The 23,299-nt window shown below is 65.3% G+C and carries 24 protein-coding genes and 1 riboswitch; of the genes, 17 read left to right on the top strand and 7 right to left on the bottom strand.

From position 1 onward, the window contains the following. Positions 1 to 3 precede the first annotated feature (3 nt). Positions 4 to 576 carry an SCO family protein gene (locus RID11_RS03275; protein ID WP_350136001.1) on the top strand — a complete coding sequence of 191 codons (573 nt, stop codon included), beginning with the start codon at positions 4 to 6 and terminating at the stop codon, positions 574 to 576. Continuing rightward, positions 576 to 2,264, top strand: coding sequence for a hypothetical protein (locus RID11_RS03270; protein WP_350136000.1), 1,689 nt, complete (start codon positions 576 to 578; stop codon positions 2,262 to 2,264). Before RID11_RS03275 ends, RID11_RS03270 begins: the two co-directional genes overlap by 1 nt. Positions 2,265 to 2,327: 63 nt before the next feature. Here the strand turns inward: RID11_RS03270 and RID11_RS03265 are convergent, their stop codons facing one another. Beyond that, entirely contained in the window at positions 2,328 to 3,071 is a 744-nt protein-coding gene (locus RID11_RS03265) for a prepilin peptidase (RefSeq protein WP_350135999.1), read from the bottom strand. A 126-nt stretch (positions 3,072 to 3,197) separates the two neighbouring features. Here RID11_RS03265 and gspG point away from each other — a divergent pair, with 126 nt between their 5' ends. The 8 genes from gspG to gspN are packed head-to-tail and all read left to right on the top strand — an operon-like array spanning position 3,198 to position 8,521. Further along, complete coding sequence (gene gspG, locus RID11_RS03260) at positions 3,198 to 3,653, top strand: type II secretion system major pseudopilin GspG (protein WP_350135998.1); 456 nt, start codon at positions 3,198 to 3,200, stop codon at positions 3,651 to 3,653. After that, positions 3,641 to 4,129 (top strand): prepilin-type N-terminal cleavage/methylation domain-containing protein, encoded by a 489-nt coding sequence (locus RID11_RS03255; protein WP_350135997.1) that lies wholly within the window; start codon positions 3,641 to 3,643, stop codon positions 4,127 to 4,129. The genes gspG and RID11_RS03255 overlap by 13 nt, the downstream gene beginning before the upstream one ends. Next, on the top strand, positions 4,126 to 4,497 hold the full coding sequence (locus tag RID11_RS03250; protein ID WP_350135996.1) for a type IV pilus modification PilV family protein: 372 nt from the start codon (positions 4,126 to 4,128) through the stop codon (positions 4,495 to 4,497). Before RID11_RS03255 ends, RID11_RS03250 begins: the two co-directional genes overlap by 4 nt. Next, positions 4,494 to 5,111, top strand: a complete 618-nt coding sequence (locus RID11_RS03245; RefSeq protein WP_350135995.1) for a type II secretion system protein GspJ — start codon at positions 4,494 to 4,496, stop codon at positions 5,109 to 5,111. The genes RID11_RS03250 and RID11_RS03245 overlap by 4 nt, the downstream gene beginning before the upstream one ends. A gap of 11 nt (positions 5,112 to 5,122) precedes the next feature. Further along, positions 5,123 to 6,046, top strand: coding sequence for a type II secretion system minor pseudopilin GspK (gene gspK / locus RID11_RS03240; protein ID WP_350135994.1), 924 nt, complete (start codon positions 5,123 to 5,125; stop codon positions 6,044 to 6,046). Next, positions 6,043 to 7,245, top strand: a complete 1,203-nt coding sequence (gene gspL / locus RID11_RS03235) for a type II secretion system protein GspL (protein ID WP_350135992.1) — start codon at positions 6,043 to 6,045, stop codon at positions 7,243 to 7,245. The genes gspK and gspL overlap by 4 nt, the downstream gene beginning before the upstream one ends. Then, a complete protein-coding gene (locus RID11_RS03230) occupies positions 7,242 to 7,757 on the top strand; it encodes a type II secretion system protein M (RefSeq protein WP_350135990.1) in 516 nt (171 codons plus the stop codon). The genes gspL and RID11_RS03230 overlap by 4 nt, the downstream gene beginning before the upstream one ends. Continuing rightward, positions 7,754 to 8,521, top strand: a complete 768-nt coding sequence (gene gspN, locus RID11_RS03225; protein ID WP_350135988.1) for a type II secretion system protein N — start codon at positions 7,754 to 7,756, stop codon at positions 8,519 to 8,521. The genes RID11_RS03230 and gspN overlap by 4 nt, the downstream gene beginning before the upstream one ends. 22 nt (positions 8,522 to 8,543) lie before the next feature. Here gspN and RID11_RS03220 read toward each other — a convergent pair whose 3' ends face one another. Continuing rightward, positions 8,544 to 8,993, bottom strand: a complete 450-nt coding sequence (locus RID11_RS03220) for a tetratricopeptide repeat protein (RefSeq protein ID WP_350135986.1) — start codon at positions 8,991 to 8,993, stop codon at positions 8,544 to 8,546. A 394-nt stretch (positions 8,994 to 9,387) separates the two neighbouring features. On the opposite strand from RID11_RS03220, the gene gspD reads away from it, so the two are divergent. The 3 genes from gspD to RID11_RS03205 are packed head-to-tail and all read left to right on the top strand — an operon-like array spanning position 9,388 to position 13,932. Further along, positions 9,388 to 11,268, top strand: a complete 1,881-nt coding sequence (gspD, locus tag RID11_RS03215) for a type II secretion system secretin GspD (protein WP_350135984.1) — start codon at positions 9,388 to 9,390, stop codon at positions 11,266 to 11,268. A 1-nt stretch (position 11,269) separates the two neighbouring features. Then, the gene (locus tag RID11_RS03210; RefSeq protein ID WP_350135982.1) at positions 11,270 to 12,724 is read left to right on the top strand and encodes a GspE/PulE family protein; all 1,455 of its coding nucleotides are present in this window, start codon (positions 11,270 to 11,272) and stop codon (positions 12,722 to 12,724) included. Then, complete coding sequence (locus RID11_RS03205) at positions 12,721 to 13,932, top strand: type II secretion system F family protein (RefSeq protein WP_350135980.1); 1,212 nt, start codon at positions 12,721 to 12,723, stop codon at positions 13,930 to 13,932. The genes RID11_RS03210 and RID11_RS03205 overlap by 4 nt, the downstream gene beginning before the upstream one ends. Here RID11_RS03205 and RID11_RS03200 read toward each other — a convergent pair. Both RID11_RS03200 and RID11_RS03195 read right to left on the bottom strand, forming a co-directional pair. Then, positions 13,929 to 15,323: a helix-turn-helix domain-containing protein gene (locus RID11_RS03200; protein ID WP_350135978.1), complete on the bottom strand. Its 1,395-nt coding sequence runs from the start codon at positions 15,321 to 15,323 to the stop codon at positions 13,929 to 13,931. The two genes, RID11_RS03205 and RID11_RS03200, sit on opposite strands and share 4 nt — an antisense overlap. 175 nt (positions 15,324 to 15,498) lie before the next feature. Further along, a complete protein-coding gene (locus RID11_RS03195; protein WP_350135976.1) occupies positions 15,499 to 15,882 on the bottom strand; it encodes a hypothetical protein in 384 nt (127 codons plus the stop codon). A 324-nt stretch (positions 15,883 to 16,206) separates the two neighbouring features. On the opposite strand from RID11_RS03195, the gene RID11_RS03190 reads away from it, so the two are divergent. Continuing rightward, complete coding sequence (locus RID11_RS03190; protein ID WP_350135974.1) at positions 16,207 to 17,913, top strand: NAD(P)H-dependent oxidoreductase subunit E; 1,707 nt, start codon at positions 16,207 to 16,209, stop codon at positions 17,911 to 17,913. A gap of 48 nt (positions 17,914 to 17,961) precedes the next feature. After that, positions 17,962 to 19,221, top strand: coding sequence for a signal recognition particle-docking protein FtsY (ftsY, locus tag RID11_RS03185; protein WP_350135972.1), 1,260 nt, complete (start codon positions 17,962 to 17,964; stop codon positions 19,219 to 19,221). 24 nt (positions 19,222 to 19,245) lie between these two features. Here ftsY and RID11_RS03180 read toward each other — a convergent pair whose 3' ends face one another. After that, positions 19,246 to 19,728 (bottom strand): MgtC/SapB family protein, encoded by a 483-nt coding sequence (locus RID11_RS03180; RefSeq protein WP_350135970.1) that lies wholly within the window; start codon positions 19,726 to 19,728, stop codon positions 19,246 to 19,248. A 66-nt stretch (positions 19,729 to 19,794) separates the two neighbouring features. Between RID11_RS03180 and RID11_RS03175 the strand changes: the two genes are divergently transcribed. Continuing rightward, positions 19,795 to 20,697 (top strand): EamA family transporter, encoded by a 903-nt coding sequence (locus tag RID11_RS03175; RefSeq protein WP_350135968.1) that lies wholly within the window; start codon positions 19,795 to 19,797, stop codon positions 20,695 to 20,697. Between the two features lie 41 nt (positions 20,698 to 20,738). Continuing rightward, on the top strand, positions 20,739 to 21,347 hold the full coding sequence (locus tag RID11_RS03170) for an inner membrane-spanning protein YciB (RefSeq protein WP_350135966.1): 609 nt from the start codon (positions 20,739 to 20,741) through the stop codon (positions 21,345 to 21,347). Positions 21,348 to 21,440: 93 nt separating this feature from the next. On the opposite strand, the gene RID11_RS03165 is transcribed toward RID11_RS03170, so the two are convergent. Together RID11_RS03165 and RID11_RS03160 are read right to left on the bottom strand one after the other, a co-directional pair. Next, a complete protein-coding gene (locus RID11_RS03165; protein ID WP_350135964.1) occupies positions 21,441 to 22,100 on the bottom strand; it encodes a glutathione S-transferase N-terminal domain-containing protein in 660 nt (219 codons plus the stop codon). Positions 22,101 to 22,129: 29 nt separating this feature from the next. Beyond that, positions 22,130 to 23,071, bottom strand: coding sequence for a hypothetical protein (locus RID11_RS03160; protein ID WP_350135962.1), 942 nt, complete (start codon positions 23,069 to 23,071; stop codon positions 22,130 to 22,132). Positions 23,072 to 23,184: 113 nt separating this feature from the next. Further along, positions 23,185 to 23,263, top strand: a riboswitch (SAM riboswitch). The last annotated feature ends 36 nt before the right edge of the window (positions 23,264 to 23,299 follow it).

The raw sequence follows: 23,299 nt of genomic DNA, 5'->3' as shown, positions 1-23,299 counted from the left end.
CGCATGCCCGAACATCTGGGCATGGACGACGCGAACACCTTCGAGGCGGCGATGCGCCCCGACGGGTTTCAGTACAAGCGCAGCGCGAACGATTACGTGATGCCCGCCGTCACCCTGCGCAATCAGCAGGCGCAGAAGGTGAATTTCGCCGAGTTGATGGACTATGACGGGCCGGTGGTGCTGAATTTCATCTTCACCAGCTGCGCCACGATCTGCCCGGTGATGAGCGCGACCTTTGGCCAGACCCAAGAGGATCTGGTGGCGATCGACGACAGCTACATGATGGTGTCGATCTCGATCGACCCGGAATACGACACGCCGCGCCGCCTGCGCGAGTATGCGGAGTTGCACGCCGCGCGCGACAACTGGGTCATGCTGACCGGGCAGTTCGACGATATCTTCACCGTCGTGCGGGCCTTTGATGCGGTCTACAAGGGCGAGAACAAGATGTATCACCGCCCCCTCACCTTCCTGCGGCAGGGCAAGGATACCCCGTGGCTCCGGCTCGAAGGTCTGCTCGGGTCCGAGGAACTGGCCGAGGAATATGCGGCCCTGCTGCGCCCCGAGGTGAACTGATGCACCGACTGTCGATGAAGGAGGCGCTGCGGGCTGCGGCGCTGTCGTTTGGTCTGGTCGCAGCCCCGGTTCTGGCCGGGGCAGGGCAGGCGGGTGACGCAGATCTCGGGCGCGCGCTCTACTGGGAGGGGATCGGGGCAGATGGCCAGCCGATCACCGGTGTCACCCAGGGCGATGTGAAGGTGACGGGCGCGCAGTTTTCCTGCGTCAACTGCCACCGCCCGAGCGGTTTCGGCACCTCGGAGGGCGGCAACTACGTGCCGCCGATCATCGGCTCGGTGCTGTTCGAGACCAAGACGCCGAACCGCAACCGCATGTTCAAGGATCTCTATCAGGAAGTGCAGCCGCCCGGTTTCTGGGCCCGCGTCCGGCAGCCACGGATGCGGCCCGCCTATGACGACGCGCTTCTGGCACGGGCACTGCGCGACGGGGTCGATGCAGGCGGCCACGAGCTTGACCCGATCATGCCGCGCTATGATCTGAACGCGGCGGATGTGGCGAACCTCTCGGCCTATCTCAAGACCCTCTCGGACGAGATCGACCCCGGCGTGACCGCGCGCGATATCCATTTCGCCACGATCATCGGCCCTGATGCCGACCCCGCCGAGGCGGACGCCATGCTGCGGACGATGGAGTTGTTCTTCGAATGGCTGAACAAGGACACCGAGGGCGACACCAACAATCCGACCTTCTCGCCGAATTACCGTTCGAACTTCATCTCGGCCTATCGCTACTGGCAGTTGCATGTCTGGCGTCTGGAAGGCCCGCCCGAGACATGGCGCGCGCAGCTTGAGGTGAAATACGCCGAACAGCCGGTGTTCGCCACGATCAGCGGGCTGGTCGAAGGGCCATGGGACGAGATCGGCAGTTTCTGCGACGACACTCGTCTGCCCTGCATCTTCCCGAATGCGGAACTTCCCACGCCGGGTGAAGGACGGTATGGCTATTCGGTCTATTTCAATCGCGGTCTGGTGCTCGAGGCCGAGGCGCTTGGCCTGCATCTCGGCGATCAGGATGTGCCGCCCGCGCGCGTCGTGCAGCTTCATGGCACCGGCCCGCAAGGCACCCGCCCCGCCCGCGCCTTTGAAGAGACGATGGCGATGGTGCTCGAGGATACCGCGATCGACACGGTCACCTATGAGGACGAGGCCGGGCTGCGTGCGGCACTGGCCGCGCATGGCGATGCCGAGACCCTTGTGATCTGGCCACAGGATGCCGAAGAACTGGTTGCCGTTCTGGCCGACGCCCCGCCCGCTGCGGCGCGGATTTTCCTGCCCTCGGCCACGCAGACAAGCGCGGTCAAGGCGTTCTCGCCCGACATGATCGCGCGCACCCGGCTGGTCTGGCCTTATGACGCGCCCGACTCCTACCACCCGCGCAAGTTCCGGATTCGGGGCTGGATGCATTCGCGGCGGCTGGATGTCACCCATCCGCGCATCCAGTTGCAAACCTATTATGCACTGACGATGGCCGAGTTCGGATTGATGCACGTAATCAATGATTTTTATCGTGATTACATGATAGAGATCATTGAACATGAAGCCGAGAACGAGTTAAACCCCGGGACCCATCCCGAGCTTGCCTTGGGGCCGGGTCAGAGATTTGCCTCGAAGGGCGCGTTCATTGCCGAATTGGCACCCGACAAGCGCGTCGGTTATCGCGTCGTCAGCGAGTGGATCGTACCCTAGGTTTTGAGTAATGGGCCTTGTGGTACGTAGCGGGCGGTGGGGTAACCTGCCGCCCGCGTCTTTTCAAAGCCAAAGCCAGACTATCCCGGCGGCTCCCGCGAGATACGCTCCGAACGGGATTTCCGTGCTGCTCTCGGCGCGGTTACCTTGCACCGCGCTCAGTCCGGTCAACCCAAGGGCACCAAGCGACGCAACAAGGGCGACCATCGGCAACGCCGCCCAGCCCAGCCCGGCCCCGATCCCGGCCATCAGCTTGACATCGCCAAGCCCCAGCCCCTCGCGCCGACGCACCAGCTGATAGGCAAGGCGGATGGCAAGGAAGGCCCCCGCCCCGATGCCCGCCCCGATCAGCGCATCGTCAAGCCCGCGCGCCGGATCGGTCCACGCCATGGCCCCGCCGGTCAGGACCAGCAGACCGGTCAGCGCATCCGGCAGGCGAAAATCCGAAAGATCACACAGCACAAGACCGAAGAGGCACCACAGCCAGAGCGCGCCAAGCACCATGTCGGCGGGCGTCGCCGCGATCCAGACCGCGAGGATGGCAAGGCCCATCCCGATGATTTCAGCGTAGAACAGGCGGCGGGGGATCGCCGCACCGCATCCCCGACATCGCCCCGACAGCGTGAGCCATGACACAACCGGCACCAGATCGCGCCAGGCGATCTGCATCCCGCATCCGCGACAGCGTGATGGCGCATTGACGATGCTTTCGCCGCGCGGCAGCCGGTCCGCCCATGCCGCAAGAAATGACCCGACGGCGGCACCGCTCAGGATCAGGAAAAAGGCGAGCGGCGCGGTGTCAGGCATTGCAGGTCCGGGCTGTGAAAAAGGGATAGGAGGCCAAGGCTTCGATTGTCACGGGCCTGTCCATGCTCTATGATTCTGAGCGTAGTCTACACGCTTTTACGGACAGATTTTACCATGCAAATCAATATGTCACGCCCCCGGTCCCGATCGCGCCGCGCCGCGCATGGCGAGGCTGGATTTTCCTTGCTGGAATTGATGGTTGTGGTGGTGATCATGTCGATCCTTGCCCTTGTGGTGATGCCGCGCATCATCGACCGCCCCGATCAGGCGCGGGTGGCGCGGGTGCAGTCCGACCTGTCGGTGCTGTCGGGGGCAGTGAAGCTCTATAAACTGGACAATTTCCGCTATCCCACGACCGAGCAGGGCCTGCGGTCCCTGGTCGAGGCGCCGGGCACCGAGCCGGTGCCGCAGAACTATGCGCAGAACGGGTACATCGACCGGCTGCCCAAGGACCCCTGGGGCAATGAGTATCAATATCTGCAACCCGGGGTGCATGGGGAATTCGACATCTTCACCCTCGGCGCGGATGGCGTATCCGGTGGCGAGGGCGTGGATGCGGATATCGGGTCATGGGACGAATAGCACAGGGCGGCGAGGCGGGATTCACCTTGCTCGAAATGGTTGTGGTGGTCGCCGTGATCGCCACCCTCTCGATCAGCGCGACCTTCGCGGTCAGCACCCGCGACAGCGCCGAGGCGGATGTGACCCGCTTTGCCGCCGCCTATGTGCGGCTGCGCGACCGGGCCATTCTAGGGCAGTCGCAGCAAGGGATCGCCATTGTGCCCGAGGGCTGGCAGACGCTTGCGCCCGCGCCGCCGGATGCGGAGGTCGAGGGGTGGCAAGCCGTTGGCACTGTGCAGAAATTTGGCGGCGAGGTGCGGTTCGAGGGCGCAAATGGCCCGATCTTCCCGCGTGAGTTGCCACGCGACCCTGTGCCCGATCTGCTGTTCCTGCCCGACGGGCAGGTGACCCCGTTCGAGGTCACGTTCATCGCCAACGAACGCGTGAACCGGTGCCGGTCCACCGGCTTTGCCGGTCTCGATTGCGAGGGGATATGAGCGCACGCGGCACCGCCACACGGGGGGTGACCCTGCTGGAACTGGTGATCGCGGTCTTCGTGCTTGCCATCGGCACCATCGCCGCACTGCGCAGCGCCGATCACGCCGGCCGCGCGCTCGGCGGCGAGGCGGCGCGCGTGATGGCGATGCAGGTCGCGCTCAACCGGGCCGAGGAATACCGTCTTCTGGGCGCGCGCGAGGCGGTGAACCTGTCGCGGCAGGTGCGCTACGGCCCGTTCGACTGGTCGCTCGATATCTCAGAAGAGGTGACGCGCGCCGGGTTCACTGAGGCCACGATCGTTGCGCGCACCGACGGCCAACCCGGCGGGCGCATCGCGGTGATTGCCAAAACCGAGGTGATCCCATGAGCCGCCCCGCGACCGACCGTGGCCTGACGCTGCTGGAATTGGTGGCGGTGATGGCGATTTTCGCGCTCGTCGCGGTGATGGGTTTGCAGGCGCTCAGCGGCATGATGCGGGGCCGCGATCGGCTGACCGCCGCGGATGAAGAGGCCGCGGCGCTGGCCCGCGGTCTCACGCTCTTGCGGGCCGATCTCAAATCCGCCTCGGGGGCCTCGTTCTGGCCGCCGGACACGCCCGACCCGCAGCCGCCGCTGCTGGACCAGAGCGCCGAAGATGGCTGGATTGCGCTCACCACGTCGGGGCGCGCGGTGCTGCCCGAGGCGCTGTTGGCCGGGCAGGAGCGGGTGATCTGGCGGCATGACCGGCAGGGGGATCGGTTGCTTCGGCAGGTCTGGCCGGTGTTGCGGCCTGCCTCCGCACAGGCGCTTGCACCCGAGACCGAGATTTTCGACCGGATCGCCGGGTTTCAGGTCCGCTCCTATGCCGGGCCGGAGGAGGGGTGGATCGACGGCTGGGGTCAGCCCGAACCGCTGGCGCGCACTGAATTGCCCAAGGCGGTGGAGGTGCGCATCGACTCCGAACGCTATGGCCCGCTGCGCGTGATGGTGGCTTGGCCATGAGGAGGGGGGCCATGAGGCGGGATCGCGGCATCGCGCTATTGAATGCGCTGATCATGGTCGCCGCGATTTCGGCGGTGGCGGCGGGGCTGATGCTGCGCGCCGAGACGAGCCGCGTCCGGGTCGAGGATCTGCAGATCAGCCAGCAGGCGGCGCTGCATCTCGATGCCGCCGAGTTTCTCATCGACCCGGTGCTGCGTGCCGATTGGGAGCGCGACCAGAACCTTGATCATCTGCAGGAGGCCTGGGCGCGCGAACGGTTCGACGCCGAGATTGATCGGGGCCTGCTGCGCGGCGCGATCAGCGATCTTCAGGGGAGGTTCAACGTCAACAGCCTGAGCGCGCCGTCGGATCTGGCGGCGGCGCAGTCGTTCGAGCGGTTGTTGCGCACGCTTGGCCTGCCGGTTGATCTGGGGCCCGAGATTGCAGGCTATGTGCAGACGCGCGGTCCGGTACGCGTGGCGGATTACGCGTCGCGCGATGTGCCGGTGCGCCCGCGCCGCGAACCGATGGACCGGATCGAGGAGTTGCGCCTCGTGCGCGGCATGACCGAGGCGCATTATGCGCGTCTTTTGCCGCATGTCTCGGCCCTGCCACCGGGCACCGGCCTCAACGTCAACACCGCCTCTGCGGAAGTGCTGGGCGCGGTTTTGCCCACGGCCAACCCGGCGGGGATCGCGCGGTTCGTCGCAGAGCGGGCCCGGTTGCCGTTCGAGTCGCGCAGCGATTTCACCACCCGCGCGGAAAATCTGATTCACCCGCAGGCTATCGCGCAGGCGCAGGTGCCCGATGGCGGGTTCTCGGTCACGAGCAACTGGTTCGAGGTGCGCTTTGAGCTAACGCTTGACGGGCGCGCCCAAAGCCGCATTCTGACGGTCGAACGCTCGGGCCTGACCGGGGCCACGAAAATCGAACATCGCCGGACGGCCCAACCATGAGCTTTTTGAAACCGCGAAAATCCCGCGATGCAGCCGCACCCCTGCCGGTTCATGAGCTTGAGACGGGCGGGGCGTTTCCGGCTCGGCCATTCGTTGCCGTGGTGCCGGGCGAGGCGGTGCCGCTGATCCCGCTTGATCTGCCGGAGGCGCTCAAGGGCGCGGCGCGCGAACGGGTGGCACGTCGGCAATTGCGCGACGCCTACGGAGGCAGCGAAACCGGGCTCGATGCGCGCCCCGCGCGGCTTGGCCCGTCGTCCGAGATGTGGCAGCGGATGCTGGTTGCCCAGGCGACGATGCGCGAGGATTGGGCGCGGGCCATTGCCCCGGCGGGCGCGCTCTGCCGCGCGATCCTGCCCGATTATCTCGCCCTGCCCGCCGCGCCGGACCTGTGGGTGATCGAGGCGGGTGGCGCGCGCATGCGCGCACGCCTTGGGCTGGAAGACGGGTTTTCCGCCGAACCTGATCTGGCCCTTGCCCTGTTGCAGGAGGCGTTCGAGACAGCGCCGCCCCGCGCGGTTCTGTGGCAGGGCGGCGCGGCACCCGAGATCGAGGCATGGCTTGCCGCACGGTCACTGCCGGTCTGCCATGACGCGGCTGAATTGGCGGAACAGGGCGTCGAGCCCCCCTTCCGCTTCATCCATGGCGAACTGGCGCTCGATCTGGCGCGTGATCCGGGCGCGGAACGGGCCGAAATGCATCGCAGCCTGCGGCGGCTTCGCCTGCCGGTCGCGCTGGCCGTGCTGGGGTTTGCCGGATGGATCGGCGCGATCCTGATGGATATGACGGCGCTGCGCGGCCAGAGCCTTGCCTACCGCCAGAATGCCGAGCGCATCCTGCGCGATGTGATGATCCCCACCGGCCCTATTCTCGACATCCGCACGCAGGTCACGCAGGTGATCGACCGCGCGCGCGGCGCCGAGGCGGAGGCCGAGACCGAGGCGCGCCCGCTCGACGTGCTGCGGCAGGCGGGCATGGTGCAGGGCGACCATGACCTGACTGTCACGCGGGTGAGCTATCAGCCGGGGGCGGGCTTGGTGATGGATGTGCAGATCGCCGATTTCGCGGCGCTCGATGCGCTGGTGACGGCGCTCAATGCGGCGGGAACCGAGGCCCGCGTGGCGCAATCGGTGACACGCGAGGACGCAGGCGTCGAGGCCGTGCTTGCCATGGCCGTGACCCAGGGGGGGCCGCGCAGATGAGCGGGATGATGGATCGTCTGGTCGGGTTTCTTCTGGGGCTGAGCCGTCGGGAGCGGTGGCTTCTTGCTGTGCTCACGTTGATCGTGCTGCCCGTGGGCCTGATCTACGGCGTGGCTCTGCCGCTGACCGAGCAGCGCGCGGCAGCGCGTGCGGCAGTGGCCGAGGCGCGCGCGACCGAACTTTGGGTGGCCGATCAGGCGGTGACATATGCCACGCTCCGGCGCGATGCGGGGGAGGGGCGCGCAACGGCCCGCGCAACCGATCCCATCGGTATCAGTGGCATCGAGGCCAGCCTGCGCGAGGCCGATCTGCGCACTGCGGCGAGCGAATTGGCGAATAGCGCGGATGGCGGGATTACCCTGCGTTTCGACGAGGTGCGCTTTACCGTTCTCGCCGAATGGCTCGGCGCGCAGGCCGATACCTGGGGATACGAGTTGGCCGGGTTCACCTTCGAGCGGGGCAAGCGCGAGGATGTGGTGGCCGCCGATCTGCGCTTGGTGCCGATCCGATGATGCGGTTTGTGCTGATCCTTCTGGGGCTGCTCACCGGTCTGGGCCTCGCGGTTCTGAGCGAGGGACGGATGAGCCATCTGCGCCTTGTGGCACCGCAACTCGCGCCTGTCTGGACAGCCCCGATCGACGGGGGCGCCACGCTCTGGCAGGGGCAGGCGCAGGGGTTGAGCCTCGGTGTCTTGCCGGGACCAACAGATCTGCGTTGGCGCTTTGACCGGGTGGAGCGGGCGGGGATCGTCTGGTCCATCCGGCTGAACGGCGCAGGTGTGGATGCGCGCGGAGAGATGCGCCTGCCGTGGTCGCGCGACCGCGTTGCCCTGCGCGACGTGTCCGGTGATCTGGGGCTGGCTGATCTGCCTGCGATTATCGGCGGGGCGGTGCAAACCGGGCTTTTGCGGGTCGAGGGCCTGCGCGCCGAAATCGGCTTGCCAGAGCGTCAGCTGCTGTCGCTCGCGGCGCAGATCGAGATGACAGGCGGACGGTTCGGCCCGGTGGAGATCGGCTCCGGCGAGGCGATCTTGACGAGCGATCAGGCGGGTGGCTGGCGCATGCCGTTCTCGGTCGAGGGCGCAATGCTACGGGCCGAGGGCAGGTTCGAGGGCGCATTGGGCCGGCCCGGCGCACGGCTTGAACTGCAGGTCACAGAGACCAACGGGTTATCGCAAGAGGCGCGGCGCGTGCTGGATCGTGTGGCCGAACCCAAGGAGGGCGGATGGCGTTTGACGCGCGATATCGACAGTCTGGGCGCTTGGCCGGTGTTCTGACCGGTCACTTTCGGCGCCGGCCTTACCCGCCCAACTGCGCGATTTCCTTGCGAATGTCGCTGCGACGGCTGGCCATTGCGCCAAGCGGGTCCATGTCGGCATCAAGCGCTAGCATCTCCTTGAGCGCGGCATCGGCGGCGCGCAGTTTTGCGACCGTGTCGCGCCCGGCCGTGCCCGCGCGCATGTCTCCAAGCGCGCTTTCATGCAGCGCCGTGCCCTGCAACGAAAGGGCCGCCGCGCGTTCGCTGCCCTGCCGCCCCGAGGCAAGCGCAGCTGCGACCTGTGCTGCCTCGTCAAACCGGCCTGCGCGCAGCAGTGCATGGGCATATTCCAGCCGCAGCCGGGGCTCCAATGGTCCGGCATTCGGTATGAGCGCCGCATAGCTTTTGATGGCGCTGTCGTAATTGCCTGCCTCAAGCGCCTTGCGCGCGGTGCTGTACTTGCGCTGAAATTCCGTGCCTTTGCTGACCACACCGGGTTCACAGGCCGCAAGCGGAACTGAAAATACAATTGCAATCAATAGTTTAGTTGAGAGATTCATTTACATGACCAGTTCTTCACGTTTTGTAAAACCCTATCATGCGGGCGATACGGCGGGCCACGAAAAATCCCGGCCAGAGCCAAAAAATACACCTTTGAGACATTCCTGCGCCGCGCGAGGATTACGATAGAAACGTCGGGTCAAATCGGCTACTGTTAGGGGACAAGCGTTCGGCCCTCGAAGCAGAGCGGATCGAGGCAGGCAGATAAAACGGGCAGGCGATATCACCCGGTGATATTCCTGAATTATAACAATGAGATTTTCTGGATTACTCGCGTTCGTGACAGTTCTCTGGATGGCATGTCCATTGCCGTCTCACGCGCAGATGTCGCTGGATTTGCGCGATGCGAGCCTGCGGGATTTCGTGCAGATCGTGGCACAATCGACAGGCCGTAATTTCATCCTTGATGATCGGGTGCAGGGCAGCGTGACGGTTGTCGCGCCGAACCAGGTATCGCCCTCGGCGATCTACGAGATTTTCCTCAATGTGCTCGAACTCAACCGCCTGACGATCGTCGAAGGCGACATGACCGACCGTATCGTGCCCATCGACGTCGCGCGCGAACTGGCACCCGGTGACGCGCGCTCACGTTTGGGCGGGGATTTCGAGACCCGGGTGATCGTCGTGCGCAACAGCCCGGTTGAGGAGATTGCCGAGGTGATCCGCCCGCTGCTGCCCGGTGAGGCGGTGCTCTCGGTGGTGCCGGAGTCGGGGCTGATGATCCTGTCGGACCGTCGCGAGAATTTTCAGCGTATCTCCAACCTTGTCGACCGGCTTGACACGCCAAGCCGGAATTCAATCGAGACGATCCCGCTGCGCAATGGCAAGGCGGCTGAAATGCTGGGCGTTATCAACGCGTTGTCGATCACTCCTCAAGGCTCCAGCCTGTCGGCTGATCCGCGCTCGAACGCGCTTATCGTGTCGGGCACACCGGAATTCCGGGACCGTGTGCGCAATGTCGTGGCCGAGTTGGACAAGCCGCAGCGCAGCGTCTCGACCGAGGTGGTGCGCCTCAACTATGCCGATGCCGAGGATCTCGCGGATGTCATCCGCCAGAGTTTTGGCGGGCAGGCGGCCTCTGCCGGGGGCGACGGTACAGCGGCCCCGACCACCAGCAACGGGATCACCATCGTCGCGGAGCGCCAGCAGAATGCGCTGATCATCACCGCCCCGCCGGAACGGCTCCGATCCATCGTGGCCGCGATCCGGGGTCTTGATCAACGACCCGACCAGGTGCTGATCGAGGCGGTGATCTTCGAGCTTTCAGTCGAGAGTTTTTCCGATCTTTCGTTTCAGTTCGGTGGCGTGATCGAGGATGCCACGGTGGGCGGGGTCGAGTTCTCGTTGCAGGGCCGACCGACCCTAACCAGCCTTGTGACGACGGTTCTCAGCGGGGCCGAGCCAACGGGTGGCGGCACCGGTGGCAGCATCGCCGCCTTCGACCAGAGCGGCATCGGCGGATTTCTTGCCGCGCTCGCCTCCGAGACCTCGACCAAGCTGCTCTCGACACCGTCGATCCTGACGCTGAATAATCGCGAGGCAGAGATCATCGTGGCGCAGAACGTGCCCTTTGTGACCGGCAGCTTTTCGACCGTGGGTGACAGCGCCGTGCCGAACCAGCCGTTCCAGACCATCCAGCGCCAGGATGTTGGCCTGACACTGACCGTCACGCCGCAGATCACGCGGGATAACACCGTTCGGCTGGAGTTGCGGCAGGAGGTCTCGAACCTGACCAATTCCGCCTCTGCCGCCGGCAGCGAGATCACCGCCAAGCGCGAGCTTTCGACCAATGTGCTGGTCCGTGACGGCAATGTGATCATGCTGGGCGGCCTGCTCGAGAACGGGTCAGGCTCGGTCAATCAGCGGGTGCCGGGGCTGAGCGAGCTGCCGCTGCTTGGCCGGCTGTTCAAAGGGCGCTCGGTGTCGCAAAACCAGCGGATCCTGCTGATCATGCTGCGGCCGCGCATCCTGTCGACCGACGAAGAGGCCCGCGCGCTGAGCCGAAAGCTGGCCCGTGAGGCCAAGCAGGCGAGCGACTATATTGCGCCTGCTGACGATGGCACCTACCCGCGTGTCCCGGATTCCAGCTTTCCTTTCGACGGGGCCAATCTTGATCAGCCGTTCGATGCGGATTTCATTGACCGAGCCGCGCGCGAGCGGCGCTTTCCGCCCCTGCCGTCACGGCTGAGTTTTTCGGATCGCTGACATGACCACGCCGCTTCTGCCCTTCACGATGGCCCGCGATGCGCAGGTATTGGTCGAAGGCGGGCGGCTTCTGGCGGGGCCGAATGCCACCGCGCTCGGCCTGCGCGAGGCGCGGCGGCGCGCGGGCGGGCCGCTCACGCTGGAGCGGGTCGAGAGCGAGACATTCGACGCGCGACTGGCGGCGCTTTATCAGGATGGCAGTGGCACCGAGAGCGACGAGGATGGCTTTACCTTCGACCTTGAAGAAGGGTCGGGCGGCGGGCGTGGCCCGCGCGACCTGCTGGAAGATGGCGAAGAGGCCCCGGTCATTCAACTGGTGAACCAGCTTTTGCGCCGGGCCGTCCGTTCGGGGGCGTCGGACCTGCATGTCGAGCCGCATGAAAACGGCCTGCGCGCCCGGATGCGGGTCGATGGCATGCTGCAATCGGTGCTCGACCGCAAGGACCTGCCGGTGCGCCGGGTCGTCTCGCGGCTCAAGGTCATGGCAGGACTTGATATTTCCGAAACCCGCCTGCCGCAGGACGGCCATATCGCGCTGCGCCTCGGCGGGCGGGCCATCGACGTGCGGGTTTCGACCCTGCCGGGCAATTATGGCGAGCGGGTGGTGATGCGGGTGCTCGACCGGTCGGCGGGTCTCATGCCGCTCGAACAGCTTGGCCTGCGCCCCGATCAGGAGGCGGTGCTGCACCGCATGGCGGAACGGCCCAACGGCATCATCCTCGCCACCGGGCCCACCGGCTCGGGCAAGACGACGACGCTTTATTCGCTGTTGCAACTGGCCAATGACGAGATCCGCAACATCCTCACCACCGAGGACCCGATCGAGTATGACCTGCCCGGCATCAGCCAGAGCCAGATCAATGCCGAGATCGGGATGACCTTTGCCGCCGGGCTGCGCGCGGCCTTGCGGCAAGACCCCGACATCATCCTCGTGGGCGAGATCCGCGACCACGAGACGGCAAGCGTGGCAGCACAGGCCTCGCTCACCGGGCATCTGGTGTTCTCGTCCCTGCACGCCAACGGGTCGGTGGGCGCGGTGGTGCGCCTGCGCGATCTGGGGCTTGACGATTTCCTCATCGCCTCGACCCTGCGCGGGGTGATCGCGCAGCGGCTGTTGCGCAAGCTCTGCACCTCCTGCCGCGCGCCTGTGGCTCCGGATGAGGGTGCGGTGCGGCATTTTCAGATGGCCGGGGTCGACCTGCCCGCGCAACATTACGAGGCGCGCGGCTGCGACCTGTGTAACAGCACCGGCTATGCGGGGCGGGTGGGGGTGTTCGAAATCCTTGACGTCTCCGAGGAGTTGCGTGCCGCGATTGATGCAGGATCGTCCGAGACCGAGATGAAACGCGTCGCCGTGGCCCCCGATCAGACACTCTTTGGCCAGTCGCTCTATCAGGTGGCCGCAGGCAAGACGAGCCTTGCCGAGGCGCTGCGCGTGGTGGGCGACGCGCTGTGAGGGCGTTCAGCTACACCGCCTTTACCGCGCAAGGGGCCAAGAAACGCGGCACGCTGGTGGCCGAGAGCGAGGCACAGGCCGCCGACATCCTGCGCGGGCAGGGCCTCTTTGCCGAAGACATCACCGCCAAGCGGCAGGGCGGGGGGATCACGCTGACGCGCTCGCGGCGCACAAGGCTCAATGCCGATATGCGCGCGGTCTTCACCCGGCAGATGGCGGTGCTCTTGTCGTCCGATCTCTCCGCCGAAATGGCGCTCGAGACGATCCGCTCCTCGGGCACCTCGCCGGTGATCGAGGCGGCGGCGGCCGAGGCCAAGGCGGCGCTGATGGACGGGCAGCCGCTCTCGACCTCGCTCGACATGGCGAATGCGGGCTTTCCACGGTTTTTCATCGCGGCGGTGCGCGCGGGCGAGACCTCGGGCGATGTGGCGGCGGTTTTCGAAGGGCTGGCGGATTACCTCGAAAGCGTAGGCACGGACCGGGCGCAACTGGCCACGGCGTTGATCTATCCCGCTTTCGTGGCCGCGGTCTCGCTGCTGGTCTGCGGCATTCTGATGGTCAATGTCGCCCCCGAGATTGCCGCGATGTTCGCTGTGACAGGGCGCGAATTGCCGCCCCTCACCCAATTCGTCATGGGGGTGAGCGATTGGGTGCAGGCCCATTGGATCGCGCTTGGCGTCGGCGTGTCGGGTGGTATATTCGGCCTGATCCTTGCGCTGCGCATCCCTTCGGTGCGCGACCGCTGGCACGGCATGGCGCTGCGCCTGCCGGTGATCGGGCGGCTCTTGCGACTGTCAGCGGCGGCGCAATATCTGCGTACGCTGGCGCTGGTGATTTCCAGCCGTCAGACGGTGGTCGATGCCGTCACCTCGGCAAGCGACGTGCTGGTGATCCGCCGGTTTCGCGATGAGGCGCTCGATCTCGCAGAGGCCGTGCGCTCGGGCGAGAGCCTGAGCCAGGGGCTGGTGCGGATGAGCCTTATTCCCCCCGTCTGCCGTCAACTCGTCGATGCAGGTGAGAAATCCGCGCGGCTTGGGCGGATGACGGAACGCGCGGCGGTGCTGGTCGAGACATGGCTGACGAATGAGCGCAAGCGCGTGTCGGCGCTGATCGACCCGCTCCTGATGATGGTGGTGGGCGGGCTTGTGCTGGTGATCGTGCTGGCGATTCTGCTGCCGATCTTCGATCTGCAATCCGCCGTCGGTTAACCGACGCGGTAAGGCAGCACCCCGCGCTCGTCCGGGGTGACCTGAAGCCGCCGTTCCAAGGGGGGCACCGAGCGTTGGTGACATTCCGTGCGCTCGCAGATGCGGCAGGAAATCCCGATTGGCTCGAAGGCGCGGGCATTGGTCACGTCGAGATCGTCGCCATAGACCAGATCGCCCGCATGCTTGACCTCGCACCCGAGCGCGATGGCGAAGCGGCGCACCGGTGCCCCGAAACTGCCCCCCGGCTTGCTGACATCGCAGGCAAGGCTGATATAGCGCACCCCGTCCGGTGTCTCGGCCAGTTGCCGCAGGAAACGGCCCGGCGTCTCGAACGCGCGATGCACGTTCCACAAGGGGCAGGCCCCGCCGAAGCGCGCAAATTGCAGGCGCGTGGCGGAATGACGCTTGGTGATCGTGCCCGCCTGATCGACCCGGACAAAGAAGAACGGAATGCCCTTTGCCCCGGGGCGTTGCAGGGTCGAGAGGCGATGACAGACCTGTTCGACCGACGCGCCGAACCGCATGGCGAGGATTTCGAGATCGTGGCGCACTTCTTGGGCGGCGGCCAGAAACCGACCGTAGGGCATGAGCGCCGCCCCGGCGAAATAATTGGCAAGGCCGATCTTGGCGATGGACCGCGCGCCGTCGGACTGAAACCGCGCGAAATCGAGCGTTGCCTCCAGCAATTGATCCTGCGTCAGGAGTGCGAGTTGCAGCAAAAGCTGAAAGCGCCGGGTCTCGGGCGCGGCGCGGGTCGAAAGCGTCAGCAGCCCGGTGGACCGGTCGTAATGGCGCAGGGTGGGCGTATCCGCCTCGGTCACGGTGACGCCGATTTCCTTGAGGCGGCGCAGCGCCACTGTCTCGGTCTCGGCGCGCGCGCCACCCTCGGCAAAGCGTTCGGCGGCATGATCCACCGCGTCGATATAGTTGTCGCAGTAGTGAAAGAAATCGCGCACCTCGTCCCAGGCGCTGGTCTGGCCGCGCGCATCCTCGCGGCCCAATGCCTCGTCAAGCGAGGCCAGCCGTTCATGGGTCTGGCGATAGGCGCTATGGAGTTCGAGAAAGGCGCGCGCCAGCGCCGGGGCATTCGAGGCGGTGAGCCGCAGATCGGCCAAGGGGGGCGGATCGCCGAAGACCGGATCGGCCAGCGCCTCACGCATGTCGCTGACCAGGCGTTCGGCGTCGCCGGTGCTGAGCTCGGTGACGTCAAAGCCGAATTCCTGCGCCAGCGCCAGAACCACCGTGGTGGACACCGGGCGGTTGTTGTTCTCCATCTGGTTGAGATAGGGCAGGGACACGCCCAACTTGGCCGCGAAATCCTTTTGCGTGAGATTGAGCCGCTGCCGCGTCTCGCGCAACTTGGCCCCGGCATAGAGTTTTTGAGTGGCCATGAATGCCCCGATTTTTGCAGATTAGCTATGGCGTAGAGTAGATTTGCAAAGTCATTTGGGCAAGCAAAACGCACTGAAGCATGAACTTTTCCAATCAAGCACAAAATGTTCGATTATGTAAATTAATCTCAGTAAAATTCCGGATAAATCATGATTTTGAGATATAAATGAAAAGTCACACGCCGATCTTCGGCCCCAGACACATCAGCGGTTCACTGGATTTCTCGACCTCGTAAAGCTCTGACATGGCGGTTTCACCTGAGAAGCGGGCGATCAACCCGCTGCCCGTGCGCTCAAAGCTCCAGCATTGTGGATCGGGCCGATTCTCGTAGATGAAACAGATCAGATCGTCCTCTTCGTACCAGTACCCGTCCTGACATTCACCATCCAGAAACGACCAGCGCACGCGGCGATTATCCAGATATTCCTCGCCGCCATAGGCCTCTCCGCCTGCGCCGTAGTAAAACGTGTGGCCGCGCGTATAGGCGTCGAATTCTTCGGCACTCATCTGCGCATGGGCCGGGGCGCCGAGGACGGCAAGGAGGATCAGGGCTCGCATGCCGTCAGCTTGCCAGATCGCGCGGCGCCTCGCCAGAGGGAACCTGCCTGCCCCAACCAGCCGCGCCCGTCCCGATGGCGGTGATGGTGTCGGGTCGTACCGGGCGGTTATTGGCAGCGTGGGGGGCATACCCTTGGCTCGGTTGTCATGCGCTTATGGTCTGGCATGTTAGCCCTACATTTACGGTGCGCAGAGGCTACGACCGCCGGGATTTCGTGTTATTCGGACGGCGGAACGCATCTGGCGGGGTAAATGTCGTTTTTGATCCCGCAGGGCACACCGACGGGCGTTAGATGTCGCGCAAGGCAAAGCGAGGATGACCGCATGGCACTGGATGAGCGCAAAGGCGTCTGGAAATCGGGCAAGGGCAAGGGGCGGCGCACGCCCAAGGGCCGCCAGCTTGATGATCAGGCATGGGACGAGGTGCGCGCGTTGCTGGGCGACGGGCCACGGCGGCGCGACTTGCTGATCGAGTACCTGCATCTCATTCAGGATGAATATGGCCATCTCTCGGCCGCGCATCTGCGCGCATTGGCCGAGGAATTGCGCATCGCGCAGGCCGAGGTTTACGAGGTCGCGACCTTCTACGCGCATTTTGACGTGGTGAAAGAAGGCGAGACGCCGCCGCCCGCGCTGACCATCCGGGTCTGCGATTCGCTGTCTTGTGAAATGGCCGGAGCACAGGCGCTCAAGGCGGCGCTGGAGGACGGCACGGACCTGGCTGAGGTGCGCGTGCTGCGCGCGCCTTGCATGGGCCGCTGCGATACCGCGCCGGTGCTGGAACTGGGGCATCACCACATCGACCACGCCACGCCCGAAAAGGTGCAGGCGGCGATTGCGGCGGGCGACACCCATGCACATGTCCCGCAATATCAAGACTTTGCGGCCTATACCTCATCCGGTGGGTACACCAAGCTTGCCGAACTGCGTGCAAACGGCGATTTCGAGACGGTGCAGCAAACCCTGCTTGATTCGGGGTTGCGCGGTCTTGGCGGGGCTGGCTTTCCGTCGGGCAAGAAATGGGGCTTCGTGCGCGCCGAGAAAGGGCCGCGCTATCTGGCCGTGAACGGCGACGAGGGCGAGCCGGGCACCTTCAAGGACCGCTATTACCTCGAGCGTGAACCCCATGTCTTTCTCGAGGGCATGCTGATCGCCGCATGGGCCGTGGAGGCCGAGCGCTGCTTTATCTACATGCGCGACGAATACCCCGCCGTGCTGGAGATTTTGCGTCGCGAGATCAAGGCGCTGGAGGATGCGGACATCGTCGCGCCGGGATATATCGAACTGCGTCGCGGCGCAGGCGCCTATATCTGCGGCGAGGAATCGGCGATGATCGAATCGATCGAGGGCAAGCGCGGGCTGCCGCGTCACCGTCCGCCTTTCGTCGCACAGGTCGGCGTCTACAACCGCCCCACGCTCGTCAACAACGTGGAAACGCTCCATTGGGTGACGCGGGTGCTGCGCGAGGGCGGCGAGGTCCTGTCGAGCGTGGAAAAGAACGGGCGCAAGGGGCTTCGCTCCTACTCGGTTTCGGGGCGGGTTAAGAACCCCGGCGTGCATCTGCTGCCGGCCGGCTCGACCATCACCGACATCATCGAGGCGGCGGGTGGCATGCTCGACGGTCATACACTGAAGGCTTATCAGCCGGGCGGGCCGTCCTCGGGTCTGCTGCCTGCCTCGATGGGTGACGTGCCACTGGATTTCGACACGTTGCAGCCGCATGGCACCTTTATCGGCTCGGCCGCCGTGGTGGTCCTGTCGGATCACGACCGCGCCCGCGATGCGGCGCTCAACATGCTGCGGTTCTTTGAGGATGAAAGCTGTGGGCAATGCACGCCCTGCCGGGTGGGCTGTGAAAAGGCGGTCAAGCTGATGCAGGCCGACACCTGGGATCAGCCGCTGCTGGCAGAGCTGTGCACGGCAATGGCCGATGCGTCGATCTGTGGTCTCGGTCAGGCCGCGCCGAACCCGATTCGCCTGACGATGAAGCACTTCGCCGACGAAATCGGAGGCAGGCGCAGTCTTCCATAACCTGCCGATCCGCATTAGGTCAGGGGTGACACGCGGATCGGAGGGCGCATGGCGTTTTTCTCGAAACTCAAGGAACGGCTGTTCAAATCCTCGTCCAAGCTGGACGAGGGGCTGGAGGCCATTGTCGAAGATGGCGGCGAGCCGGAGACCCCGCCCCGCCCTGAGCCAGAGCCGGAGACCCCGCCGCTCCCAGAGCCGGAGCCCCGGCCCGACCCCGAGCCGGAGACACCGCCGCGGCCCGACCCCGAGCCGCAGCCGGAGCCGCCCGTCATCCCGCCGCAGCCGAATGAGACCCCGCCGCCGACCCCGGTCGAGCAGCCGGTCGAGCGACCGCAGGAGGTACCGCAGCCGCCCCCCGAGGCCATCGCCACCCCCGCGCCCATGGAAATCCCCGATGATCTGCCCGCCGCTGCCCCGCGCGCGGGCTTTCTCGGTCGGCTTCTGGGGCGCGGCGAAGAGCGGGTCGTCACCCGCCGCGCACTTGACGATGACATGCTCGAAAGCCTCGAAGAGCTGCTGATCACCGCCGACATGGGTGTCGAGACCGCGCTGCGCGTGACCGCCAACATGGCCGAGGGGCGGATGGGCAAGCGGCTGTCTGCTCGGGAAATCAAGGAGTTGCTGGCGCATGAGATCGCCCGGATCATGGAGCCGGTGGCCCGCCCGATGCCGATCTACGCCAAGCGTCCGCAGGTGGTGCTGGTGGTCGGCGTGAACGGGTCGGGCAAGACCACGACCATCGGCAAGCTTGCCAGCCAGTTCAAGGCTGCCGGAAAATCCGTGGTGATCGCGGCAGGCGACACGTTCCGCGCCGCCGCAGTCGAGCAATTGCAGATCTGGGGCGACCGCGCGGGCGTGCCGGTGCTGACAGCACCCGAGGGATCAGACCCGGCGAGCCTGGCCTTTGACGCCATGACCAAGGCCGAGGCCGAGGGCGCAGACCTTTTGATGATCGACACGGCGGGCCGCTTGCAGAACCGCGCCGACCTGATGGAAGAGCTGTCCAAGATCGTGCGCGTGATCCGCAAGAAGGACCCCGACGCGCCGCACAACACGCTGTTGGTGCTCGATGCCACGACCGGGCAGAATGCGCTCAGCCAGGTGGAGATTTTCCAGAAACTCGCCGATGTCTCGGGGCTGGTGATGACCAAGCTCGACGGCACCGCACGGGGCGGTGTCTTGGTGGCGCTTGCAGACAAGTTCGGACTGCCGATCCATGCCATCGGGGTGGGTGAACAGATCGACGATCTGGCGCCTTTTGATCCCGAGGAATTCGCCGCTGCACTGACGGGGCTTGATGCGCAATGACGCTCACAGCGGTCGCGTGCCCCGCTATTTTGGCTCCAAAAGGCGCAGCACATACAGCACCACCAGAACGATCCCGGTCGCCATGGCCGCGAGCGGCATCTGCCCCGAGCCGCAGGCCAGCCCGATTGCGCCTGCCAGCCACATCGAGGCACCCGTGGTGATGTTGTGGACCTCGCCGCCCGAGGAAAAGATGATCCCGGCGGCCAGAAAGGCGACGCCGGCGGTCACCGCCTCGATCAGGCGCAGCGGATCGACCCGCATCGCATCCTGGGCCCCGAACGGCAGGGCGGCGAGTTGCTGGCTGACCAGAATGAAGAGGCAGGCCGCCATCGACACCAGCATATGCGTGCGCAGGCCTGCCGGTTTGCGTTTGCTTTCACGTTCGGCCCCAATCACCGCCCCGAGGGCGAGAGCCGCGACCAGACGGGTGGCGGCAACGATCGGCGGCACGGCTCCGAACGTACCTGAAAGCTCGTTGGTGATGGTCTCTATCACATGTTGGTCCATGCCGCCTTTCCTTCGTGATGTCAGCCACCCTAGCACGACCTGTCGCGATGATGCGAGGCGGGTCGCATGAGCGACTGGCTGATCTCCATGGAGGGCACCGAGGCAGGCCGTCACCTTGCCATGGTGCTGGCGCTGGCCGCTGCCTTCCTGCATGCGGTCTTTGGCGCGTTGCAGAAGGGGCGGCATGACCCGTGGCTCAGCCGGGGGGCGATCGACCTCAGTTACTGCCTCATGGCCGCGCCCTTCGCGCTGCTCATAGTGCCCTGGCCCGAGGCGCATATGTGGCCGATCTTTGCGGGCGCGGTGGTCATCCACATCGGCTACAAGATCCTGCAGGCGATGGCCTATACCAAGGGCGCTTATACGGTCGTCTATCCGGTCGTGCGCGGCACCGGGCCGCTGTTTACCGTGATCGGGGCCTGGCTGATTTTCGGCGAGCTGTTCACGCCGCTGCAATGGGCGGGTGTGGCGGTGCTGCTCTGTGGCATCTACGGGCTTGCGGTCTACAACCTGCGCACGCTGACGCTCGACCGCGAGACCATGCCGCTGGCGCTTGGCCTTGCGGTGGCGACGGGGCTGTTCGTGGCGCTCTACACCACCTATGACGCCTACGGCATCCGCGCGGCGGCCGATCCCTTTACCTTTCTGGCGTGGTTCTTTTTCCTCGACGGGATGAGCATCCTGCCGATTGCCGGGCTGCGCTGGCGCAACATGGTGGCGCGGCCCGCGATTGGCCCGCTGGCGCTGCGCGGTGTGTCGGGCGGGTTGGTGGCGTTCTTCTCGTTCGGGTCGATCATGCTGGCCACGCGGCTCGACAAGGTGGGCGAGGCGGCGGTGCTGCGCGAGACCTCGACGGTCTTTGCCGCCCTCATCGGCTGGCTGGTGCTCAAGGAAACCGTGGGGCCGCGACGGATTGCGCTCATGGGGTTGATTGCCACCGGGGCGGTCATAGTTGAATTTGGCGGATGAACGCGCGACAAGCGGGCAAAACAACAGGCAAGGCGAGAGCGATGATCGAGAAAACCCCACCCAAATGGGCCAAGCCGGTTCTGGAGTTCGGACCCCTGCTGGTATTCTTCGCCGCCTATCTGTGGCTCAAGGACCGTGTGTTCACGATCGGCGGGATCGACTATGACGGCTTTATCGTCGTCACCGCCGGGTTCATCCCGATCTTTCTGGTCTCGATGGCGCTGCTTTGGAAACTCACGGGCCACCTGTCGCGGATGCAGATCGTCACCGCCGTGCTGATCGTCGTCTTCGGCGGGCTCAGCGTGTGGTTCAACGATCCGCGCTTTTTCAAGATGAAGCCGACGATGATCTATCTGCTGTTCGGCGGGGTTCTGGGCATCGGCCTACTGCGCGGGCAATCCTGGCTACAGGTGGTGATGGAGGGGGTCATGCCGCTGACCGATCAGGGCTGGATGATCCTGACGCGGCGGTTGATGCTGTTCTTCTTCGGTCTTGCGGTGTTGAACGAGGCGATCTGGCGCACGCAGACCGAGGAAATCTGGGTCTATTTCAAGACCTTCGGCCTGACGGCGGCGATCTTTGTGTTCTTCATGACGCAAGGCAGCCTGTTTCGCGATCACGGCACCGATGAAGACGACAAGGAGGCGTGAGAACGGTCGCCTGAAGCGGATCTTGAAGTGTGCCGCGCATCGCGCGGGTGCGTCAATCCAATCGCCGCTCCATGCCAAAGACGCCTCGCTGCCTCACGTTTTCGCCGTCGGATCGCGTCGCTTGTCAGCATGGAGCGCGCGGCCCCGTTGCACGCCGTCGCGTGACCCGACCGTATCCAGCCAGCGGGCGAAATGCGGCTTGTCGTCGAGCGTCTGCTGCTGCCCTTCCCAGAGCGAACACCACCCCCAGAGCGCCATGTCGGCGATGGAATAGAAATCGCCCGCCACATATTCGGTCTCGGCCAGCCGCCGATCCAGCACGCCATAAAGCCGTGCCACCTCATCGCGGTAGCGGTCCTTGGCGTAGGGTATGTCGTCCTTGGCGAATTTCAGGAAATGATGCGCCTGTCCGGCCATCGGCCCGACGCCGCCCATCTGCCACATGAGCCACTCCTCGACCGCGATGCGCTCGCGTGCCGTCTTGCCGCAGAACCGCCCGGTCTTGCGCGCGAGATATTGCAGGATTGCGCCGGATTCGAAGATGTTGACCGGCCCGCCGTCCGGCCCGTCGGGATCGGTGATAGCCGGAATGCGGTTATTGGGCGAAACCGCTAGAAATTCGGGGGCGTGCTGTTCGCCCGCACCGATATTGATCAGCCGACACCGATAGGGCAGCCCCATCTCCTCAAGCGCGATGGAGACTTTCCAGCCGTTCGGTGTGGGCCAGTAATAAAGGTTGATCGGGGCCTGCATTATGTCCTCCTGCCGTGTCTTTCAGCGGCTCAGGATGACAGTTTTCGCCCCGATGGCAAGGGCAGGCGGAACTCCGGCAACGGCAGAAGACGCGACCAGCGCGGCGCGGGATGTTCGGGCAGGGCGGCGCGCAATTGCGCGAACGGGAGCGTGTCGGCCTCGCGCAAGAGCCTGCGATACATCGGGAACACGCCGGGGCGGGTATAGGGCGACCAATGACAGATGCGCGCCGTGGGATCACCAACCTCGAACCCGGCGCGGCGCAGCACGCTCAGCGTCTCGGGGTGGTCCATTTGCAGGTTGAGCACCTTGGGCCCGCCCGGCAGGGCCAGCCCGAGACTGCGGTCGCCGCGCGCGGGCGCGGGGATCAGGCATTCAAGCAGGAAATCGTAGAAATCGTTCTCGCGGCTGGTGACATTGATCACCTCGGCGCTGCGCCCCGCGGGCGTGACGAGCGCCTCGGCGGCGCGGCCCGCGAACTCCGCCCCTGCCAGCAGGATCAGCCGTCCGAATGCCCCCTCGGGCAGGTGCGGCAATGCACAGAGCAGAACGCGGGCGCCCAGTGAATGGGCAACCGCGTGGACCGGACGGTGGGGCGCATGCGTGCGGATCAGGCCGACAAGCTGCGCCAGCCGTTTGCCCGCGCGGGCGGCCTCGGCATAGGCCTGCCAGAGCGTGCCGCGCGCATTCCAGCCGAACCCGATGCCAAGCCCTTCATCTGCCCGGTCTTCGCCGAACCCCAGACCGCGCGGCCAGCTGACCACCTTGAAACACTCGCGCTGCGGTGATGCCGAGAGAATGTGCCGGTGCGGGCATTCGCGGGCATGGCCGGGCGCGTATTTGTAGCCATGCAGCATGAGGATGACGGGGCCGTCCCCCGCCAACAGGTCCGGCAGATACTGACCGAGCGCACCCGGCTGATCATGCAGATCGGGGCCATCTCTACCGGCATTGACATGAATGAGCGGCATATCCCTGACCCCACTATATCTTGTGGATGGGATGTAGGCGCGACATACGAAGCGACGGTGACGTTTCCGTTAAACCTGCGTGACAGTGTTGACGAAACCCGCCCGGAGGAGTAACCGGCGCGCGTGGCGATTTGTTACCGGATTGCGGGCCACGTTAAACACATCCGCTAAAGAGGTCAGGAGAAAGCCCCCTTTCGCTTGACCGCGTCGGGGCTTTTTTTATGGGCG

Source organism: Roseovarius sp. (genome assembly GCF_040219995.1).
GTDB lineage: Bacteria > Pseudomonadota > Alphaproteobacteria > Rhodobacterales > Rhodobacteraceae > Roseovarius.
The sequence above is the reverse complement of the archived record's forward strand: the minus strand, read 5'-3'. Positions and strand labels throughout refer to the sequence as shown.

Excerpts from the sequence above, each read along its gene's own strand:
- RID11_RS03275 (WP_350136001.1), top strand. The coding sequence starts at position 4 with ATGCCCGAACATCTGGGCATGGACGACGCGAACACCTTCGAGGCGGCG.
- RID11_RS03270 (WP_350136000.1), top strand. The coding sequence starts at position 576 with ATGCACCGACTGTCGATGAAGGAGGCGCTGCGGGCTGCGGCGCTGTCG.
- RID11_RS03265 (WP_350135999.1), bottom strand. The coding sequence starts at position 3,071 with ATGCCTGACACCGCGCCGCTCGCCTTTTTCCTGATCCTGAGCGGTGCC.
- gspG (WP_350135998.1), top strand. The coding sequence starts at position 3,198 with ATGTCACGCCCCCGGTCCCGATCGCGCCGCGCCGCGCATGGCGAGGCT.
- RID11_RS03255 (WP_350135997.1), top strand. The coding sequence starts at position 3,641 with ATGGGACGAATAGCACAGGGCGGCGAGGCGGGATTCACCTTGCTCGAA.
- RID11_RS03250 (WP_350135996.1), top strand. The coding sequence starts at position 4,126 with ATGAGCGCACGCGGCACCGCCACACGGGGGGTGACCCTGCTGGAACTG.
- RID11_RS03245 (WP_350135995.1), top strand. The coding sequence starts at position 4,494 with ATGAGCCGCCCCGCGACCGACCGTGGCCTGACGCTGCTGGAATTGGTG.
- gspK (WP_350135994.1), top strand. The coding sequence starts at position 5,123 with ATGAGGCGGGATCGCGGCATCGCGCTATTGAATGCGCTGATCATGGTC.
- gspL (WP_350135992.1), top strand. The coding sequence starts at position 6,043 with ATGAGCTTTTTGAAACCGCGAAAATCCCGCGATGCAGCCGCACCCCTG.
- RID11_RS03230 (WP_350135990.1), top strand. The coding sequence starts at position 7,242 with ATGAGCGGGATGATGGATCGTCTGGTCGGGTTTCTTCTGGGGCTGAGC.
- gspN (WP_350135988.1), top strand. The coding sequence starts at position 7,754 with ATGATGCGGTTTGTGCTGATCCTTCTGGGGCTGCTCACCGGTCTGGGC.
- gspD (WP_350135984.1), top strand. The coding sequence starts at position 9,388 with ATGTCGCTGGATTTGCGCGATGCGAGCCTGCGGGATTTCGTGCAGATC.
- RID11_RS03210 (WP_350135982.1), top strand. The coding sequence starts at position 11,270 with ATGACCACGCCGCTTCTGCCCTTCACGATGGCCCGCGATGCGCAGGTA.
- RID11_RS03200 (WP_350135978.1), bottom strand. The coding sequence starts at position 15,323 with ATGGCCACTCAAAAACTCTATGCCGGGGCCAAGTTGCGCGAGACGCGG.
- RID11_RS03195 (WP_350135976.1), bottom strand. The coding sequence starts at position 15,882 with ATGCGAGCCCTGATCCTCCTTGCCGTCCTCGGCGCCCCGGCCCATGCG.
- RID11_RS03190 (WP_350135974.1), top strand. The coding sequence starts at position 16,207 with ATGGCACTGGATGAGCGCAAAGGCGTCTGGAAATCGGGCAAGGGCAAG.
- ftsY (WP_350135972.1), top strand. The coding sequence starts at position 17,962 with ATGGCGTTTTTCTCGAAACTCAAGGAACGGCTGTTCAAATCCTCGTCC.
- RID11_RS03180 (WP_350135970.1), bottom strand. The coding sequence starts at position 19,728 with ATGGACCAACATGTGATAGAGACCATCACCAACGAGCTTTCAGGTACG.
- RID11_RS03175 (WP_350135968.1), top strand. The coding sequence starts at position 19,795 with ATGAGCGACTGGCTGATCTCCATGGAGGGCACCGAGGCAGGCCGTCAC.
- RID11_RS03170 (WP_350135966.1), top strand. The coding sequence starts at position 20,739 with ATGATCGAGAAAACCCCACCCAAATGGGCCAAGCCGGTTCTGGAGTTC.
- RID11_RS03165 (WP_350135964.1), bottom strand. The coding sequence starts at position 22,100 with ATGCAGGCCCCGATCAACCTTTATTACTGGCCCACACCGAACGGCTGG.
- RID11_RS03160 (WP_350135962.1), bottom strand. The coding sequence starts at position 23,071 with ATGCCGCTCATTCATGTCAATGCCGGTAGAGATGGCCCCGATCTGCAT.